The 16,205-nt window shown below is 36.7% G+C and carries 16 protein-coding genes and 1 riboswitch; of the genes, 2 read left to right on the plus strand and 14 right to left on the minus strand.

The annotated features are described in order from the left end of the window. Positions 1–625: 625 nt before the first annotated feature. Entirely contained in the window at positions 626–1,114 is a 489-nt protein-coding gene (locus GNT69_RS16010; RefSeq protein ID WP_203555960.1) for a pyridoxamine 5'-phosphate oxidase family protein, read from the plus strand. A 718-nt stretch (positions 1,115–1,832) separates the two neighbouring features. Here the strand turns inward: GNT69_RS16010 and GNT69_RS16015 are convergent. From GNT69_RS16015 to GNT69_RS16030, 4 genes are all read right to left on the minus strand, one after another. Then, positions 1,833–2,411, minus strand: coding sequence for an HD domain-containing protein (locus GNT69_RS16015; protein ID WP_203555961.1), 579 nt, complete (start codon positions 2,409–2,411; stop codon positions 1,833–1,835). A 36-nt stretch (positions 2,412–2,447) separates the two neighbouring features. After that, positions 2,448–3,299: an SIR2 family NAD-dependent protein deacylase gene (locus GNT69_RS16020; RefSeq protein ID WP_203555962.1), complete on the minus strand. Its 852-nt coding sequence runs from the start codon at positions 3,297–3,299 to the stop codon at positions 2,448–2,450. An 83-nt stretch (positions 3,300–3,382) separates the two neighbouring features. Beyond that, positions 3,383–4,261 (minus strand): SIR2 family NAD-dependent protein deacylase, encoded by an 879-nt coding sequence (locus tag GNT69_RS16025; protein WP_203555963.1) that lies wholly within the window; start codon positions 4,259–4,261, stop codon positions 3,383–3,385. Positions 4,262–4,319: 58 nt separating this feature from the next. Further along, positions 4,320–5,186 carry an SIR2 family NAD-dependent protein deacylase gene (locus GNT69_RS16030; protein ID WP_203555964.1) on the minus strand — a complete coding sequence of 289 codons (867 nt, stop codon included), beginning with the start codon at positions 5,184–5,186 and terminating at the stop codon, positions 4,320–4,322. A 221-nt stretch (positions 5,187–5,407) separates the two neighbouring features. Here GNT69_RS16030 and GNT69_RS16035 point away from each other — a divergent pair, with 221 nt between their 5' ends. Next, entirely contained in the window at positions 5,408–5,764 is a 357-nt protein-coding gene (locus GNT69_RS16035; RefSeq protein ID WP_203555965.1) for a winged helix-turn-helix transcriptional regulator, read from the plus strand. 1,214 nt (positions 5,765–6,978) lie between these two features. After that, positions 6,979–7,087: riboswitch (TPP riboswitch) on the minus strand. Positions 7,088–7,563: 476 nt separating this feature from the next. Here GNT69_RS16035 and GNT69_RS16040 read toward each other — a convergent pair. From GNT69_RS16040 to GNT69_RS16085, 10 genes are all read right to left on the minus strand, one after another. After that, positions 7,564–7,707 carry a hypothetical protein gene (locus GNT69_RS16040; protein WP_203555966.1) on the minus strand — a complete coding sequence of 48 codons (144 nt, stop codon included), beginning with the start codon at positions 7,705–7,707 and terminating at the stop codon, positions 7,564–7,566. Positions 7,708–7,858: 151 nt separating this feature from the next. Further along, positions 7,859–8,959 (minus strand): NAD(P)-dependent alcohol dehydrogenase, encoded by a 1,101-nt coding sequence (locus GNT69_RS16045; RefSeq protein WP_203556025.1) that lies wholly within the window; start codon positions 8,957–8,959, stop codon positions 7,859–7,861. Between the two features lie 31 nt (positions 8,960–8,990). Beyond that, complete coding sequence (locus tag GNT69_RS16050; RefSeq protein WP_203555967.1) at positions 8,991–10,490, minus strand: aldehyde dehydrogenase family protein; 1,500 nt, start codon at positions 10,488–10,490, stop codon at positions 8,991–8,993. A 137-nt stretch (positions 10,491–10,627) separates the two neighbouring features. Further along, on the minus strand, positions 10,628–11,182 hold the full coding sequence (locus GNT69_RS16055) for a hypothetical protein (RefSeq protein WP_203555968.1): 555 nt from the start codon (positions 11,180–11,182) through the stop codon (positions 10,628–10,630). Beyond that, positions 11,179–12,372 (minus strand): phosphotransferase family protein, encoded by a 1,194-nt coding sequence (locus tag GNT69_RS16060; protein WP_203555969.1) that lies wholly within the window; start codon positions 12,370–12,372, stop codon positions 11,179–11,181. The genes GNT69_RS16055 and GNT69_RS16060 overlap by 4 nt, the downstream gene beginning before the upstream one ends. A gap of 288 nt (positions 12,373–12,660) precedes the next feature. Then, the gene (locus GNT69_RS16065; protein WP_203555970.1) at positions 12,661–13,080 is read right to left on the minus strand and encodes an acyl-CoA thioesterase; all 420 of its coding nucleotides are present in this window, start codon (positions 13,078–13,080) and stop codon (positions 12,661–12,663) included. Positions 13,081–13,178: 98 nt separating this feature from the next. Beyond that, positions 13,179–13,448, minus strand: coding sequence for an NUDIX hydrolase (locus tag GNT69_RS16070; RefSeq protein WP_203555971.1), 270 nt, complete (start codon positions 13,446–13,448; stop codon positions 13,179–13,181). Between the two features lie 277 nt (positions 13,449–13,725). Next, the gene (locus GNT69_RS16075; RefSeq protein ID WP_203555972.1) at positions 13,726–14,163 is read right to left on the minus strand and encodes a MaoC family dehydratase; all 438 of its coding nucleotides are present in this window, start codon (positions 14,161–14,163) and stop codon (positions 13,726–13,728) included. Between the two features lie 118 nt (positions 14,164–14,281). Then, positions 14,282–14,788: a TRAP transporter small permease gene (locus GNT69_RS16080; RefSeq protein WP_203555973.1), complete on the minus strand. Its 507-nt coding sequence runs from the start codon at positions 14,786–14,788 to the stop codon at positions 14,282–14,284. Positions 14,789–14,823: 35 nt separating this feature from the next. Beyond that, positions 14,824–16,143, minus strand: coding sequence for a TRAP transporter large permease (locus GNT69_RS16085; protein ID WP_203555974.1), 1,320 nt, complete (start codon positions 16,141–16,143; stop codon positions 14,824–14,826). Positions 16,144–16,205: the final 62 nt, after the last annotated feature.

The following is a 16,205-nucleotide window of genomic DNA, read 5'->3' on the forward strand; positions in this document are numbered from 1 at the left end:
ACCAAGGGGGCTTGAAAAAATAATCGATTCACCTATACTTATTACCCACTTCTCTAAGGATTTTTCAAACGTAAAATGGCCAATTTTACAAAAAAAAGAAGAAGCTGCCGTTCATGCGAACCGCAGCTTTTCCTTCTTCCTGCATCCTATTACTGTTTGTATTTTTACCATATCCTATCTGACATGTATGCATGACCGCCAACGCGGTAATATTTTACCGCTCTGGTATCAGGCACCAACATTTATACTGGCTATGAATGATTTTCCCTCAGGAATTACAAAGGGACGGACCCTGTGCTCCTTTAGGAAGCACAAGATACGTCCCCTTGCTTTTCCCCTTGCTTTTCGGAGATTTGAAGATGGTTCATGCAAAGGAGATATTGCGAAGAGGTAAGCTTAAACGAATCCAGCTAAATGAAACAATCACTATTGTAATAAGGTTTGATATAAAAAGGATACAAAGAGAAATATGTCCTAACTGTTCAGGTTATCTGCCCTTACGGCATATCTCCTCTATACGCTCGGGTTGTTTGCTTTCATTTTGTAAGAGTAAGTTAGTAATCCGCTATACCTGAATAAAAGTGGGCATACAGGGTAGTATAAAACCATGAAAGAGGTGATAGGAATGTCTAACATGCTAAAACAAGACGAAATTGAAACATTAAGAGGGTTAATTAAAGATATAGACACGGCCATGTTGACTACGGCTACTGAAGAAGGGCTTGTTTCTCGTCCCATGAAAACACAAGAAGTAGAGTTTGATGGTGACTTATGGTTTTTCACTAAAAAAGAGACGAATAAATATGATGAAATATTACATGATCAAGATGTTAATGTAGCATATGTAGGTAAATCCTACGTTTCCGTCCGTGGAAGAGCGGAAATTGTTGAAGATTTAGACAAGAAAAAGGAATTGTGGAGCAAAGTATATGAGAAAATTATGCAAACTTCTTATGATGATCCTAACGTTATCTTGATAAAGGTAAAAGCGGAAGCAGCTGAATATTGGGAAGGTGGAAATTTCATAAAGAAGATTGTCTTTTACTATCAACGCATGACAGGTCAAAGTTCTAAATCGACAGATATTAATGAAACAATTGAATTGAATCATTAACAACAATAATGGGTTGTTTGGTTTTAGAACAATCCATCTTTCTATGTTGAGTTTATGTTATGTTAACCAATGAAATTTCATCGTCGGCCCCACCGTTACTTAACTGCAGATTATCATGGTTACCTATCAAACTTGGATATACTTTAAGCTGCAACCTTTGCAAGATTTCTAGGTTCTTCCTATTTGTTTCCCACATCATAAAAAATCATCAACCCACTAAACAATAATTATTATTAAGAAGAAGCACAGGGTACGTCCGAGACCAGTGAAAAAGTAGGGAGTACATAAAAATCAACTTAATCAGGGGGTACCAAAATGTCTCCCTCTGTAAGTAACGCGCCTTAGAAGCGATTCTAGAGCCTCGTTTTTCTATCTTCTTTTCTCATTTAATAAAATTTGGACTTTTTCACCAGTCTCGGTACGTCCCCATGCTTCCGCAAATCCGTGTGTAGGGCGTAGCTATCGTCGATATACTTGTTCATAAAACTTGCCTCCTACAGCATTTAACAATTTTTTCATTCCTTCTTTAGGAATGTTTTCAAACTTTGCTAAGTGTAAGGTTAAATCTACAAGTTGTTTAAGATTTGAGTGGTTTATATATATTTAAAACTTATAGAATACTTCATTCTCAAAAGGTATTTGTCGATACAGCAGTACTGTATCAACAAAACTGTTCATCAAAATGTGAAAACCTACAGTAGGTTTCTTCTTTATATTTTCACGCGTTTGTTTCAATACTTTTTTGCAAGAGATGTTTTGCAAAATCAACAAGCCCATGTGCTTCTTCCGTCCGAAGAAAATCTTTATCAAAGGCTTCAGGTCCCAATCGGAAGCGATCCAGTGCGTCGGCATCCTTGAAAATCTGATACAGTAGCACGCCCCGTTCACTAACCGCAGGCAACTTTGCAATTTCTGCCAAACCAAGCGAATCATCCTGATCATGATAATAGGTGATGTAGTAGGTATGGGCATCAAAGTGTAAAACTTGCTCCCGGCAATAATCTTTGTAATACGCTGCCGCACGACTACCATGCCCCTTATCAATCCCATCATCGAGGCGGCGGGAATCATGGAATATAGCCGCCATTCCTAATTTGTCTAACTCCCCATCACTAAGATCTTTTTGATGTCCAATAAGAAGCGCCAAGAGCAGCACGCGAGCGCTATGGGCTTTCGTATGCCATTCACTATCCGGCAGCCAAAACTCTACGTTTTCCTCCATAAATTTATACCATAACTCATAATGCTTCTTGATGGGTTGGCAAACTGGTTCATTCAAAATATTTGCTTGAAACATTTTTTATTTCCCCCATTATGTTTTTATTAAGGTGAATCAGGCTTGTTTTAGCTGCACTAACTGCTCTAACACTTCCGCAATATCACCGTCGATACCAATGGATTTATCAGCAATGACATCTGGAATATAAAGCTCTCTCCCCTTATTTAAGGTAATATAGGTAGCATTTTCCTCTAAGCTAGTTAAATTCATAAACGGGGCTTTAATCAATTGATTTCTTGCTCCTACACCTAATTCCAGCAGGACTAATTTCTTATTATAAGCATTCTCGATAAAATCCTTATAAGCCTGAAAGCTAGTTTGCCATTCTTCGCCCTTTAAAAAATTCCGATCGACTTCTACATGGACTTGCATTGGGCCACCACATTCTGGACATTTAGGAATAAGGTTTGAAGGAACTTTTCCATTTTCTTGGTTTCGGGCCATTTTACTCAATATTTCGTCACCTTGGTAAATTCGATTATGGCAACCATTGGAACATTGCAAATACCGACTATTGCCTTCTATTTCGAAAAGGCGTTCCTTTGAAAATCCTGCCAGTGTAAAATGAGAATCTGTATTAGAGGTGACCACAAAATAATTTTTATCCTTCACCAGTTCATAAAGGTTCTTCATAATAGGACTAGCTTCCTTGTTTTGTAAAAAGTAGGCGTACATACGGCTGAAAAATGCCCACTTTTCTTCCTCGGAAGGATATGGATAAAAAGCTCCCTGTACGATGTTACGAAAACCATACTTTTTACGAAAATCGCCAAAATGTCCCAAAAAAGACGAATCCTCCGCAAAAATATTATAACCTTCCGAAATGGCGAGGCCATTACTTGCGCCGATTAGAATGCTGTCAGCTTTCTTGATTTTGCTTAAAACTTCTTGATACTTCTCTTCCATATGAACCTCCATTATTTCAAAAGTTTCGATAAATCTATTTTGTTTATTGAATTCGTGTAATGCGAAGCCGGATCTCTCAGTACCTATCCAATATCCGAATCTCTTTTTCCCTTCCCGTCCAAAGCATCTTGTAAGACACGTGCAATATCTTCTTTAATGGCAAGTCCTTTTTCACTTAACTCTTGAGGAACGATCGCATCTTTAGGATTTATTGTAATGTAGTAGGCATCCGGAAAACTGTAAGTCATATTCCAAAATGGCTCTTTAATAAACATCGGTGTCATTGTTCCAACGCCTAATTCCAGAAAGAGAATCTTTTTATCTTTGTTTTTTATAAGAAACTCATTGTATTTTCTTAATTCATTTCTGTAAGAGCTTCCTTCCAGAAATACATAAGAGCGTACCCATGGTTCCATTTCCTGCCCGCATTTTGAACATACTGGAATTAACTCTGTTGGAATTCTGGTTCCCTCTATATTTGCATACATGTTCTCAACTTGCTCTTTATTAAAATAAATTTCATCATGGCAACGGGAGCCAGACTGAAAATAACGCAAATCCCCTTGTATTAGGGAAACTTTCTCTTCAGGGAAAGTCTTGGAAAACTGTGCGTCTTGATTCGTTGTAACAATGAAATAATTTTTGCCTTCAAGTAGTTGCAATAAATCAAGGTAGGGGCGACCTGCTTCGGCATCATGTATTAATTTGATTTCAGTCGCAAGAAAAGCCCACCGTTCTTCACTTGTAGGATAACGGTAATGGTAACCCATAAAAAGGTTTTTAACCCCATATTTATCTGCAAATTTTCCAAAATGCTTTAGAAAATTTGCATCAGTATGATAAAAACTAGTGTGTCCAATAGCCTCAGACATCCCAGCAGCGCCACCAACCACAATCGCATCAGCTTCTTCGATTTTCTGTAGTAATACATCTATGTTGTTTTGATATAGTTGCGATAACATCCTTTATTGTTCCTCCAGTCAATTTTTCTTCATCGTTGAATACCTTTCTATTGGCGTTTTATCGAGCAATTTTTGTCTTCTTTTGTAGGGCATCTTGTAATACCCGGCTAATGTCTTCATTAATGGCAAGTCCTTTATCCGCTATCTCTCTAGGAACTACCGCATCTTTTGGATTAATCGTAATGTAGTATGCACTTGGCAAACTATAGGTCATCTCCCAAAATGGCTCTTTAATAAACATCGGAGTCATTGTTCCTACACCTAATTCTAGGAAGAGAACCTTTTTATATTTGTTTTTCATAAGATACACCTGGTATTTTTTGATTTGGCTTTTCCAGAATTCCCCTTCTAAAAACACATGGGAGCGAACCCATGGCTCCATATCCTGCCCACATTTTGGACATGTTGGAATCAACTTTGTGGGAATTCTCGTTCCCACCATATTTGCGTACATTTCCTCAATCTGCTCCTTATTCCAATAAACTCCATCATGACAACGGGAATTGCATTGAAAATAACGCCAATCCCCTTGAATCGGAGACACCTTCTCATCTGGAAAAGCCTTGGAAAACTGTATGTCTTGATTCGTTGTAAGAATAAAATAGTTTTTTCCTTGAAGGAGTTGCAATAAATCAAGATAAGTTTGACCAACTTCGGCATCATAGACAAACTTGATTAATGTAGCAATATAAGCCCAGCGTTCCTCTCTCGTCGAAAAACGGTAATAGAAACCATAAAAGATATTTTCGATCCCATATTGATGTGCAAATTTCCCAAAGTGCTTCAAAAAGATTTCATCAGTCCGATACCAATTGTATCCGGCAGCCGCAGACATCCCAGCAGCTCCACCAACCACAATCGCCTCAGCTTCTTGAATTTTCCGTTGTAAAGTTTCTATGTTGTCTTGATAGGGTTGAGTTAACATTCTTTATCTGTCCTCCTGATGACTTTTCTTAATAGGTAAAAAAAATCGCTCATTTATATCACACACCTTCCCAAATTATCTATTTAATCTGAGGAGTGTATAATGTTTTTTCATGTTTGAATCCTTCTTTACTTAGATTTAAATGTATTATATATTCGATATAGATTAATAAACAAGTATGCACTTTTATGACGCATACTATCTTGGAGGATAGTGTAAAGATGAAAGAATCAGAAGTTAATGTTGCTAATAGTAAAGAGGTGATTTCTGATAGCCAAGAGCCCTTTTTTGGCTACACCCTCTCCATTATCAGTGGGAAATGGAAACTACTTATTATTTATCATTTATCAAGAAACGGTGCAGTGCGATATAACGAACTTCAGCGTATGTTAGGAAAGATAACCTATAAAACCCTTAGTACTACATTAAAAGAAATGCAGAGTGATGGTTTAGTTCATCGTAAGGAATATCCACAAATTCCCCCGAAGGTCGAATATAGTCTTACTGAAAAAGGGAACTCTCTCTGGCCAATTATCCAGGGAATGTGCCAATGGGGAGAGCATAATAAAGAGAAATAAAAGAGAGAGAATGTAAATATTCTGCATTGTTGCTTGTTTATGAAGGATTTGTGCTTCATCTTTTTTAAAAAGATTATTGATTCGCCTGTATTTTTGTAGACATATCAAAATCTCGTAAAAGACGCCGGTCAGCACAGAACTGTGCGGAATCGTCAAAAGGCGTTAGAATTTCATGTGAGGAAAAAATAAGAAACAATGACAGGGGCATTAAAAATGTCCCTAAGCAAAAAAGGTATAATGCCTCGATGCCGAGGAAAATATACCTTTTTTATTGCCCTTATTTTTTTGCGGAAAAATTGACTAACCTACTTTTCATTACGCTGTCTACTCTACCGAACAAGAGGCCTGTTCAAACAGAAACACGGGGACGGTTCTCGTGTTTCACCAAAATTTCCCAATCAAATTGATTATGTTTCATACAAGAAGCATGGAAGCATCAGGAAGTGTTTTCAACAAAAAGAACGTCCTCATGTATCTGCCTCGACTTTGTAGTTTAGTTAAATAATTTCTCAAATCTATTGATATCCATTAGTTTCCACAAATCCCCTTTTAGCGGAATTTTTTTACCTTCATCTACCTAGCACTTCGTGCATAAGGGTATGGTTTCTTATCAAATTTTCCCATAATTTTACCCATAATTATTCAGGCTTCTTCCATTAACCATCCAGGTTCAGTATCTTTATAGAAGATGGATTCCCCGTGCTTTTCTGTTGAAAATCAAGTTCTGTGGTCCTTATTTCATTGCAGGAAACACGGGGACGGTTCTCCTGTTTCACCAAAATTTCCCAATCGAATTGATTATGTTTCATACAAGAAGCATGGAAGCATCAGGCAGTGTTTTCAACAAAAAGAACGTCCTCATGTATCTGCCTCGACTTTGTAGTTTGGTTAAATAATTTCTCAAATCTATTGATATCCATTAGTTTCCACAAATCCCCTTTTACCTTCATTTTTAATGACCAGCCTCTACCTAGCACTTCGTACAAAAGGATAGGGTTTCTTATCAAATATTCCCATAATTTTATCCATGATTATTCTGGCTTCTTCCATTAACCATCCAGGTTCAGTATCTTTATAGAAGATGGATTCCCCGTGCTTTTCCTAGTAGATTTTAAGCAAGTAGTGGGAAGACATAGGAAACCAACATAATTCTGTTGATTGATCAAAATAAAAAAGCGCACTAGGATATACCTAGAGCGCAGATGATCAAGTTCAATTGCTTGAAATATGTTCCCTACGCTGGTGTTAGCCAGATCAGGTTCCAAGGGTCTCACATCTCACAGACGCGATCTTAACAGTAACACTAGTCCCCCACATTAAATTTGCTAATCAAAGTATCCTAGGATGACATAAATAGGAATTTGTATCAAGTAAAACATGGTAAAAAACATGGGACCACCGTCCCATATATCAAAGTTTAAACTCTCATTTAATATGATTGTTGCTGGAATAACTCTTTCACTTGTCGTATTTAAAACTATGTTTGCATCTCTGTACACCCCGATATAAAATACGACATAAAACGAGTTGTGACTAGGCACGTGTTTCCAGTATAGATAGAGGTGATGAGGAGATGCGTATATACCCGTATAAGTATTTAATTTGTTTTTCTATCAGAGAATGAGCAAATTCCTATGAAAAAATTCCCCAAAAAGCATTTCATCAAAAAATTTGCTCTTTCCCTAAAAAAAGCGTTTTAGGTAGGGTATATTTCCCGTTACTTACTGGTCAAAACACGCTTTATCATAAAATATACCCCCCTGTTCTACATATAATGCTAGTTAGCTTAAGTTTGCTGTTTATTTGCACTCGGTAATGACTTTGCCAAACTCCCAATCATTCATCACAGCTACAGTCAAGCTATCTCGCTCCTTCCACAGCTCCTCCGTCACGTCAAACTTCTCAACAGCCGCAAACGATAATAGCTCGGACAGGTAAGACATTCTACCAAATGACACGAGGTCAGATAAGGTGGTTACAAAAATGAACCTAAATGATACACCAGTTTACCTTAATACGATTCAGATGAACAGGAATAAACTGTTCGCCTATATAAAAGATCCTACACAGAAACTGGTTCTATCATATGAAAATCTATTCATTAATTTTTAAAATAGGCTTAATAACTAAACCACTCTCAGAATCAGAAATTGCTTGATTAATATTATCAAAATCATAGTATTTTACTAGTTTATCAAATGGGAACTTCCCTTGTTTATATAATTTAAGTAATTGCGGAATGAAAACTTGAGGAATACTATCCCCTTCAACTACCCCCACAATCATCTTTTCTTTTAGCAGAACATCATTAACATCGATAGCGACTTCCGTACCCATTGGTGGTGCTCCAATTACAGCTGTTACCCCTTGAAAGGTTAGCGAATCTACTGTCTGCCTAAGAACCGCAACATGCCCTGATGTTTCAACAGCATAATTTACTCCCTCACTAGTAAGTTCTATTATTCTTTCAACCGGATTTTCATGTCTAGAATTAATTGTATGGGTAGCGCCTAATTCCCGGGCCATTTCTAGTCTATTTTCGTGAACATCAACTGCAATAATGGTTGTTGCACCAATTGCTTTTGCAGCCATTAAAGCACTCAAACCTACTGTACCACAACCAAATACAGCAAGACTTGAACCCGCAAAAGGCTTGAGCTTATTTAATACTGCTCCTGCACCTGTCTGAATTCCACATCCAAGTGGTCCCAAAAGCCTCACATCAATATCCTTTTCTACTTTAACAAGGTTATTTTCAGCAACAATAGAATATTGCGCAAAGGAAGATTGTCCAAAAAAGTGCGAAACGGGATGGTCATTAAGATGCATTCGGTAAGTACAATCTCCCATTGCTCCACCAATATTTAGGTCGAAAAATTTTTCACAGACAAAAGGGCGGCCATTTAAACAATTTTTACATTGACCACAATAGCTAAACGAAAGAACGACATGATCTCCTGGCTCTACACTTGAAACCCCTGGACCAACCTTTTCTACAATCCCAGAACCTTCATGCCCTAAAACAGCTGGAAGAGGAACTGGGTAGAACTGGTCTCTTGCAATCATATCAGAATGGCATATACCTGATGCGACAATCTTTATTAACACTTCGCCTGCTTTTGGTTCTTCTAATAGTATATCTTTTATTTCAAATTCTTTGCCTTTACCTTCTGTAACTGCCGCTTTCATTTTCAACATAATAATCCCTCCTAATAATGGCTTCTGCTTAAAATGGGTAATCTAATGGTTCTTTTTGGATTGTAACCCATTTAGTTGTTGTAAACTCTTCAACTACCCATTCATAACCGAAACGGCCTATTCCACTCTGTTTCACTCCACCAAAAGGAGCATTCCCCTCTGCCAGAGCAGAAATGTCATTTACATGTGTCATTCCTGATTCAATTTCAAGTGCGAGCTGTTCGCCTCTTTCTAGATTCGATGTAATAATTGAAGCTGAAAGGCCAAACTCAGTATTATTTGCTAACGCAATGGCTTCTTCATCCGATTTAGCACAAATAATTTGAGCAATTGGACCAAAAAGTTCACTACAAGCAAGAGTTGCATCGTTTGGAACATCTACAAAAATAAACGGTGAGATTAAATTGCCATCACGTTTCCCTTGGAGGATTTCTTGTAGCCCTTCCTCCTTGGCCTTTCTAACAAAATTCATCACTTTATCTGCCTGATATTCATTAATAATTGGTCCAATGTTTGTGGTCGGATCTTTCGGGTCACCAACTTTTAGCGTTTTTACACGGTCAACAAATTTCGAAACAAATTCATCATAAATATCAGAATGAACGATAATCCGATTTGTTATTGCACAGATTTGGCCGCTGTGTAAAAACTTACTAAATATAGCAATCTTTACCGCCTGCTCTACGTCAGCATCTCCTAGAACGACTAGAGGATTGTTTCCACCAAGTTCTAAGGCTACTTGTTTTAAGTGTTCACCTGCAATTTTTCCAATATGTTTCCCAACAGGTGTAGACCCTGTAAAACTAATAAAAGCAGAATGAGGATTTGTTAGAAATTCATCACCAGATTCTTGCCTATCAGTGAGAATTGAATTATACACACCAGGTAGCAGACCTGCCTCTTCGAATGCTTTTGAAAAAACTTGACCACCAATCAAACCAACTTGAATATCAGGTTTATGGACGACACAATTTCCTAATGCAATTGCTGGGAAAACGGTTCTTGTTCCTAAATTAAATGGGAAGTTAAACGGTGTAATCGATGTGATGACACCTAACGGCAATTTATAAACACGACTCACTTTATTTGGGCTTAGAGTAGGATAGTCTTTTGGAACATAAATTTCATCAACCATATTAATTGAATCTTTAATATCTCCAATCGCCATGGCATATTCAAATTCAGCTTTTAGGATTGTTCCTCCCGTTTCGCGGATAATTAATTGGATAATGTTCTCTTTATGATTCTCAATATATTGCAGTGCCTTTTTCAGAACTTCCTTTCTTTGTTCTGGAGTTGATTTTGCCCAATCTTTTTGGGAACTTTTTGCGGATGCATAAGCATCTTTTATTTGTTCCAAATTAGCTAAACCAATCGTCGCAACGTTTGAATGATCATACGGGTCTTTTATGTTATACTTCCTTTTACTTTTTCCTTCCACCCATTCACCATTAATGAAATTTTTCCTTAAATCTGTTACCCACTCATCAAAAGGGGCAATTTTGCTAGGGTGTTGATAACCTTGCATCTACCTTACCTCCTTATTTGTATATTTTACTAACCTTTAAACACCTATATTTATCTGAATATTACAAAAAACACGAACCGCGGACTTTTAATTTAATTATTTTAAACCATGTTTCTATTAAACCTCGAGTTTCCTTCTCAGATCACTTTTTGCTTACTATTCGCGAATTCATCTAGGACAGCTCTTAGTTCAGGAGCATCTTTTGGAAACCCTGTCATACGGAAAAAGGCTACCTCAAGCTTTGCTTGGCGTATAGCTAATTTTGCAAGTAAAGTTTGCGCTTGATTTGCCACTTTGTTATTTGGGTGAACACGTATTTGTTCATAAAATTCTTCTGTAATCTCTTTCATCCTCCGGTTTTGGTCAATTATGTTATTTAATGGGATGATTGCCTCAGTCGGCTCTGGTCCGCTTTCTGAAAGGATTTCTTCAATCGTAGTTTTAAGACTGATATCGGTTTGCAAAGTATCAGGGAAACTTGCAAGCTCCGTCAGTAATTGTCTGTACTCTGCATTTTCAACGACTTCATATCGATATTGATGCTCATGCGTGTCCAACATCCAATTTAGTGTAGCCAACATAAGATTGGCTTGCTCATGTGCAAATGCGGCGTCAGAAGGTAACGCAGGAATGATTGTTTCTTCCATCCTTAACTTAAGGGTTTTTAATTGCTGGGTAATTGTTGGAATCATAGCATATCCTCCATAATTAATTTATTAACATCATCAACGAAACGGCCACCTAAACCGGCGATAAAATTGTACATTACATCAAGTTGGGTAATTTTTAGCTCAGCATTTTTAACACCAGTACCAATTAGTGATACAATTGACCAAAAATAATTATAGACATAATAATAATGAAGGCGATTGCGGTCCACCTTTAAACCTGAGATTCTCTCATATTCAGTAATAAACGTTTCTGTATCAACCAGTCCAGCGACGAGAAAATTACCTTCTTCGTCATAAGACCCCCAACCTGGAAGCATAGTATAAGCTAAGTCAGAGTGGCGATCACCTAAGTATGATAACTCCCAATCGATCACTCCATTTATTTCACCACTCTCCTCATCAAACAGGAAATTTCCATTTCTAAAATCCCCATGAAGCAAAGAAACATGATCGACCACTGGACGATTTTCCCACAGCCATTGTTTCATGAGTATCATCGTAGGGTGTGACTCTATTTTGTCCTGTTCCCAAGACCTTTCCCAAAAGGCTAAACGCCAATCAATCGCTTCAGTTGTATTTCGCTCAGGGATATCAAAGTAATTAAATCTATGCCCTTCCCAGTTATAGGCGTGGAGTTTTGCATAATATTCAATAAACTGAGGTGCTAGTTTCTTCCGTAATTCTTCCCCATAGACCACCCCCAACCCAGTAGCTTTTGGAGCATTCTTAGACGGTGATGCAACCCCTGAGATAAAGCTAGTAATTAACCCCACCTCACCAAAATATTTGGAATCGGTGACTAGCCAACTTGGTATAGGTGTCGGGATAATCTCTTTCACCACGTTTAACATTTCATATTCACGGGGGGCTGCAGTGGCACAAATTGCACCAAGTGTCTTAAGGCGAAGGACCAATTTTTCAACTTTGGAGCCACGAGTCAGGATAAAACTGTAGCCTTCATTTGCACCACCTCCCTTTAGACGTTTGATTTCGCTAATCGTAAATGGTTTTTCAATATGATCACTAAAGAAATTAATTAGACGTTTTTCTGGTTCGTTTAAACTAACGGAAGGGCTTTTATCTTCAATTGCCGCCCGACTACGTAATTTTTCAGATAATAGCTGGCCAAGATAGCTTTCACAATGATATTTGTTTCTCAGTTCCTCAATTTTTTCCTCTGTGACAACATCCAATCGGCTTTTAATAGTCATTAAATAGCAGCCTCCCCACATTTTACTGTTTTCAATTAAAAATACTTATTCATTTAAATGCAACCGGTTCGAAGATTGTGTTTTTATTAATCTGTTTTTTGTAAACCTAGACAACTCACCACCTTGTTTTTATACTATTTTGAATATTTCATTTATTTCTATGACTACATTATCACAAATGACATGTATGTCAATTTAATGAATTAAAATTTTCTGAAAATATACAATACCCCTTTTGTCTTTTCAAAAATACTAAATTGTAAATACACTTACTAAAGATTTATGCTTTTACATATCATGTTTTAAAGGGTTTTTACTCAGATATTGTTCTAGACGAGCTCTTAGTTCTTCAGGTATTTTTTCGGTCTGTTGTTTTTCAAAATTAAAAAATACGATACTTGATTGTCCCAATGCGATTAAACTACCTTTAGTGTCATGTATTTTATGCATTACAATAAAACTTTTTGTACCTATTTTTGAAATTGTAGATTGAATGGTTAGCTCTTGATTATAATAGGACTGACTTATAAAATCGCACTTTACGGAAGCCGAAATAAAATTTATAGACCCTGCATCGATATTAAAGCCTAAAGTTTCAAAAAACTTCATTCTAGCTTCCTCTAGATATATAAAATAACTTGTATTACTAACATGGCCTAAAGCATCTGTCTCGCTAAATCGAACTCTTACTGTTGTTTCATGAATCATTTTTTCACCTTCTTTAATTTCCTAATATATAATTATCGATTTGCCATTTTTTTATTTTTTCGATTTAATCCAAGGAGAGGTAATCCGAAATATTGAATTCAGGCATGCATGATTAGCTCTCCCCAATCAAGAAAAGAGACAATCGCCTTCAAATTATGCAATATTGGGGGTGCCAGCATAAATTCCGAATTATATCCCTTAATGGCCTCTCTTGGAACAACCCACGATGCATAGTCAATTTCACCTGAATGAGGTTCTGGTATTTGCGATTTTGGTAGTTTAGCCATAAAAAACATTGTATCAAAACGAACCGGATTAAACTCTGGTGTAATAATCTGGCCAGCGTAAGGTAATTTAGTAAGATCCAAGTAAAGATTTTCCTCTTGTAGCATTTCAAAAAAAGTTATTTGTTCATTAATTAGGAGACATCTGTATAGATGCATCTTCCATTATAACGAAAGTTTACGAAGGTCTTGGCATAGGCACAGCCATAAATGTCACTCCTTAATTTTTCAATGAAATAAGAAGCCGAAATACAACTGACCGCTCCTTTTTCTCCGGTTGGCTAGGTTGATTAGACATCAATCTAGCCAACCTTTTATAATAATTGCATGAATAAAAATGATTAATTTAATTCAGTAGGTGTTAAATTTCTAGAAATTTCAGTATATTTTGCCCGATAGTACATAGTTCTTGATTCTGGTTAAAGATTTCAATTTTGGATATTAACTTAAAATGCTCAATTTCTACTTTCTCAATCGTATAATCAACTGTAATTGTATCACTTATGAAAATTGGTCTAATAAAACGCAGTCGATCATACCCGTAATTAACCGCCATCATTCCTTTTATATTACACTTTTCAACCATTTTGGCTGTTGCAGTTGAAGAGACAGCAATTGATAAAACTCCATGTGCAATCCGCTTTTTGTAAGGAGTCTTATTCATGTATTCTTCATTTATATGATTAGGTCCAAAGTCTCCAGTAATACCTGCAAACATGTACACGTCTGTCTCGCCAATCGTTTTGCTAAAGGATACCTTGTCACCTATGTTAATAAATTCAAATATGTTATCATTCATACATACTCCCATCTATTCCAACATATTAAAATGAAAGCTATCAGCTCAAATTCAATAACCTGGTTTCTTTCAATCATAGTCTCTACTACTCTCAACGAATTTATATTTTGGAAGAAATTTATACTTTCTGTTGAAGGATTGGTTTAATACCTGAAATAAAAACTTCTAATACGATTAAACCAAAACCTATTGGGACGACAAAATATACTGGATAGATTGGCATTAAGATACTGCCAACTGTAACTGCCATTTGATCACTTACCCCACTCATTGCAAGCTTCCAGCCGTATATGGTCAATAATGAGAATATTATTATCTCAATAAGGAAGATAATAAACTTCATTATCGTTTGAATAGAGTTAGAAAATTTTACGATTAAATCATCTATCTTCGGTAATATTCCAGAACTATAGGTATACGCTAGAGCAGGAAAAATGGCTAGCGGCATTAGATAAAACTGTACAATCTCATAGGTTCCAGGAATAGGAGAAATGAGGATATTTCTCATGAATACATCGGCCCCAATTAGAAGCATCATTAACACTGCTGAAATCCCCCCGAACAGAACCCCTATAAGTTTTAATTTATTATTGAAATTTTCAATTTGCTCGAAGCGTTTATTCAACTCTATCACCTCCATTCTATTATTGTGAACCTATTCTATTGCTTCATTGTTTGGGGCAGCCAAGTCGCAAGTTCTGGAATCGTAATAATTAAACCACCGACCACTACTGATGCAACGACAGCAAAAACCATTGACGTTCTGAAGAGTTTTGTTATAGGAATATTCGACACTCCTCCAACGACATAAACACTCATTCCCACAGGTGGAGTCATCATTCCTAAAGTACAAATTATTGTCAGTAATATACCGAACCAAATAAGATCTATATTGGCCGCCATTAATATTGGCTGTAAAATCGGTACGGTCATTAAAATAACTGCAAGGCTTTCTATAAACATAAATAAGAAAAAGTAGATAATCATAATAATTGTTAACAACAGCGTAGGCGATTCCATCAGTGTTCCTAGCATTTCAATGATTTTCCTTGGAAGTAATGACAAAGAAACAAAACGGCCAAATATAGATGCTCCAATGACAATAATCAATGCCATTACCGTCACTTTCATAGTTTCAATTAGAGAGTTTACTATAAATTCTTTAGTTATTTTTCCTAATAAAAGCGCAACTACTAAAGCTATGATTGCACCAACTGCACCTGACTCTGTCGGGGTAAATATTCCCGAATAAATCCCTCCAAAAATTGAACCAATTATTAAAATGCCCGCCAGGATGACAATTACATATCTACTAACGGGCGTGTCTATTTCTTCTACATTATCTTCATGCGACTCTATGTTCCCTTTGTAACTTCTAAGATAAAAAACTGTAACAATAGAGAAAACTGTCATCATTAAAAGTCCTGGAATAAAGGCAGCCACAAATAACTCGCCGATAGGGGTTTGGGTAGTGACTCCATAAATAATCAATACAATACTTGGAGGGATAATCGATGAGAGCGAACCTGAAGCAGCAGCAATAGAACCTGCTAAAGTTTCAGGAAACCCTTTCTTTTTCAGTTCTGGTACTGCAACTTGAGCAAGAGCTGCTGAAGTTGCTGCCCCAGAACCAGAAACAGCACCTAGTGTTCCTCCCAAAAAAACCGTTAGGATACCAAGTAAACTTTTTTTCCCTTTGGAAATTTTAAAAACAAGATTATAAAAATCTTTTACAATTCCAGCTTGCATAATAAACTGGGCCATCAAAATATACAAAGGGATAGTCGTCAAAGAATAACTTGCCACACGGTTGAATGGTTCACTTTGAAGAAAGCCGCTTAATAATGAAATCCCTCCAATCATATATAACCCTATAATCCCTGTTGTGAAGAGAAGTGAACTTATAAATTGTCCAGACAATAATAGTATCAAAAAAACTAGAATAACAACGATGATGGCAATGTTTTCGACTGGGCCCATAGAATCACCTCCAATAATTACATAGGGAACTATTCAAGTTCCCTATGTAGATATACTATTTC

This window comes from Bacillus sp. B15-48 (assembly GCF_016879755.1).
Classification (GTDB): Bacteria; Bacillota; Bacilli; order Bacillales; family Cytobacillaceae; genus Mesobacillus_B.

Excerpts from the sequence above, each read along its gene's own strand:
- GNT69_RS16060 (WP_203555969.1), bottom strand. The coding sequence starts at position 12,372 with ATGACTATTAAAAGCCGATTGGATGTTGTCACAGAGGAAAAAATTGAG.
- GNT69_RS16010 (WP_203555960.1), top strand. The coding sequence starts at position 626 with ATGTCTAACATGCTAAAACAAGACGAAATTGAAACATTAAGAGGGTTA.
- GNT69_RS16025 (WP_203555963.1), bottom strand. The coding sequence starts at position 4,261 with ATGTTATCGCAACTATATCAAAACAACATAGATGTATTACTACAGAAA.
- GNT69_RS16050 (WP_203555967.1), bottom strand. The coding sequence starts at position 10,490 with ATGCAAGGTTATCAACACCCTAGCAAAATTGCCCCTTTTGATGAGTGG.
- GNT69_RS16030 (WP_203555964.1), bottom strand. The coding sequence starts at position 5,186 with ATGTTAACTCAACCCTATCAAGACAACATAGAAACTTTACAACGGAAA.
- GNT69_RS16055 (WP_203555968.1), bottom strand. The coding sequence starts at position 11,182 with ATGATTCCAACAATTACCCAGCAATTAAAAACCCTTAAGTTAAGGATG.
- GNT69_RS16075 (WP_203555972.1), bottom strand. The coding sequence starts at position 14,163 with ATGAATGATAACATATTTGAATTTATTAACATAGGTGACAAGGTATCC.
- GNT69_RS16085 (WP_203555974.1), bottom strand. The coding sequence starts at position 16,143 with ATGGGCCCAGTCGAAAACATTGCCATCATCGTTGTTATTCTAGTTTTT.
- GNT69_RS16065 (WP_203555970.1), bottom strand. The coding sequence starts at position 13,080 with ATGATTCATGAAACAACAGTAAGAGTTCGATTTAGCGAGACAGATGCT.
- GNT69_RS16020 (WP_203555962.1), bottom strand. The coding sequence starts at position 3,299 with ATGGAAGAGAAGTATCAAGAAGTTTTAAGCAAAATCAAGAAAGCTGAC.
- GNT69_RS16015 (WP_203555961.1), bottom strand. The coding sequence starts at position 2,411 with ATGTTTCAAGCAAATATTTTGAATGAACCAGTTTGCCAACCCATCAAG.
- GNT69_RS16035 (WP_203555965.1), top strand. The coding sequence starts at position 5,408 with ATGAAAGAATCAGAAGTTAATGTTGCTAATAGTAAAGAGGTGATTTCT.
- GNT69_RS16040 (WP_203555966.1), bottom strand. The coding sequence starts at position 7,707 with ATGTCTTACCTGTCCGAGCTATTATCGTTTGCGGCTGTTGAGAAGTTT.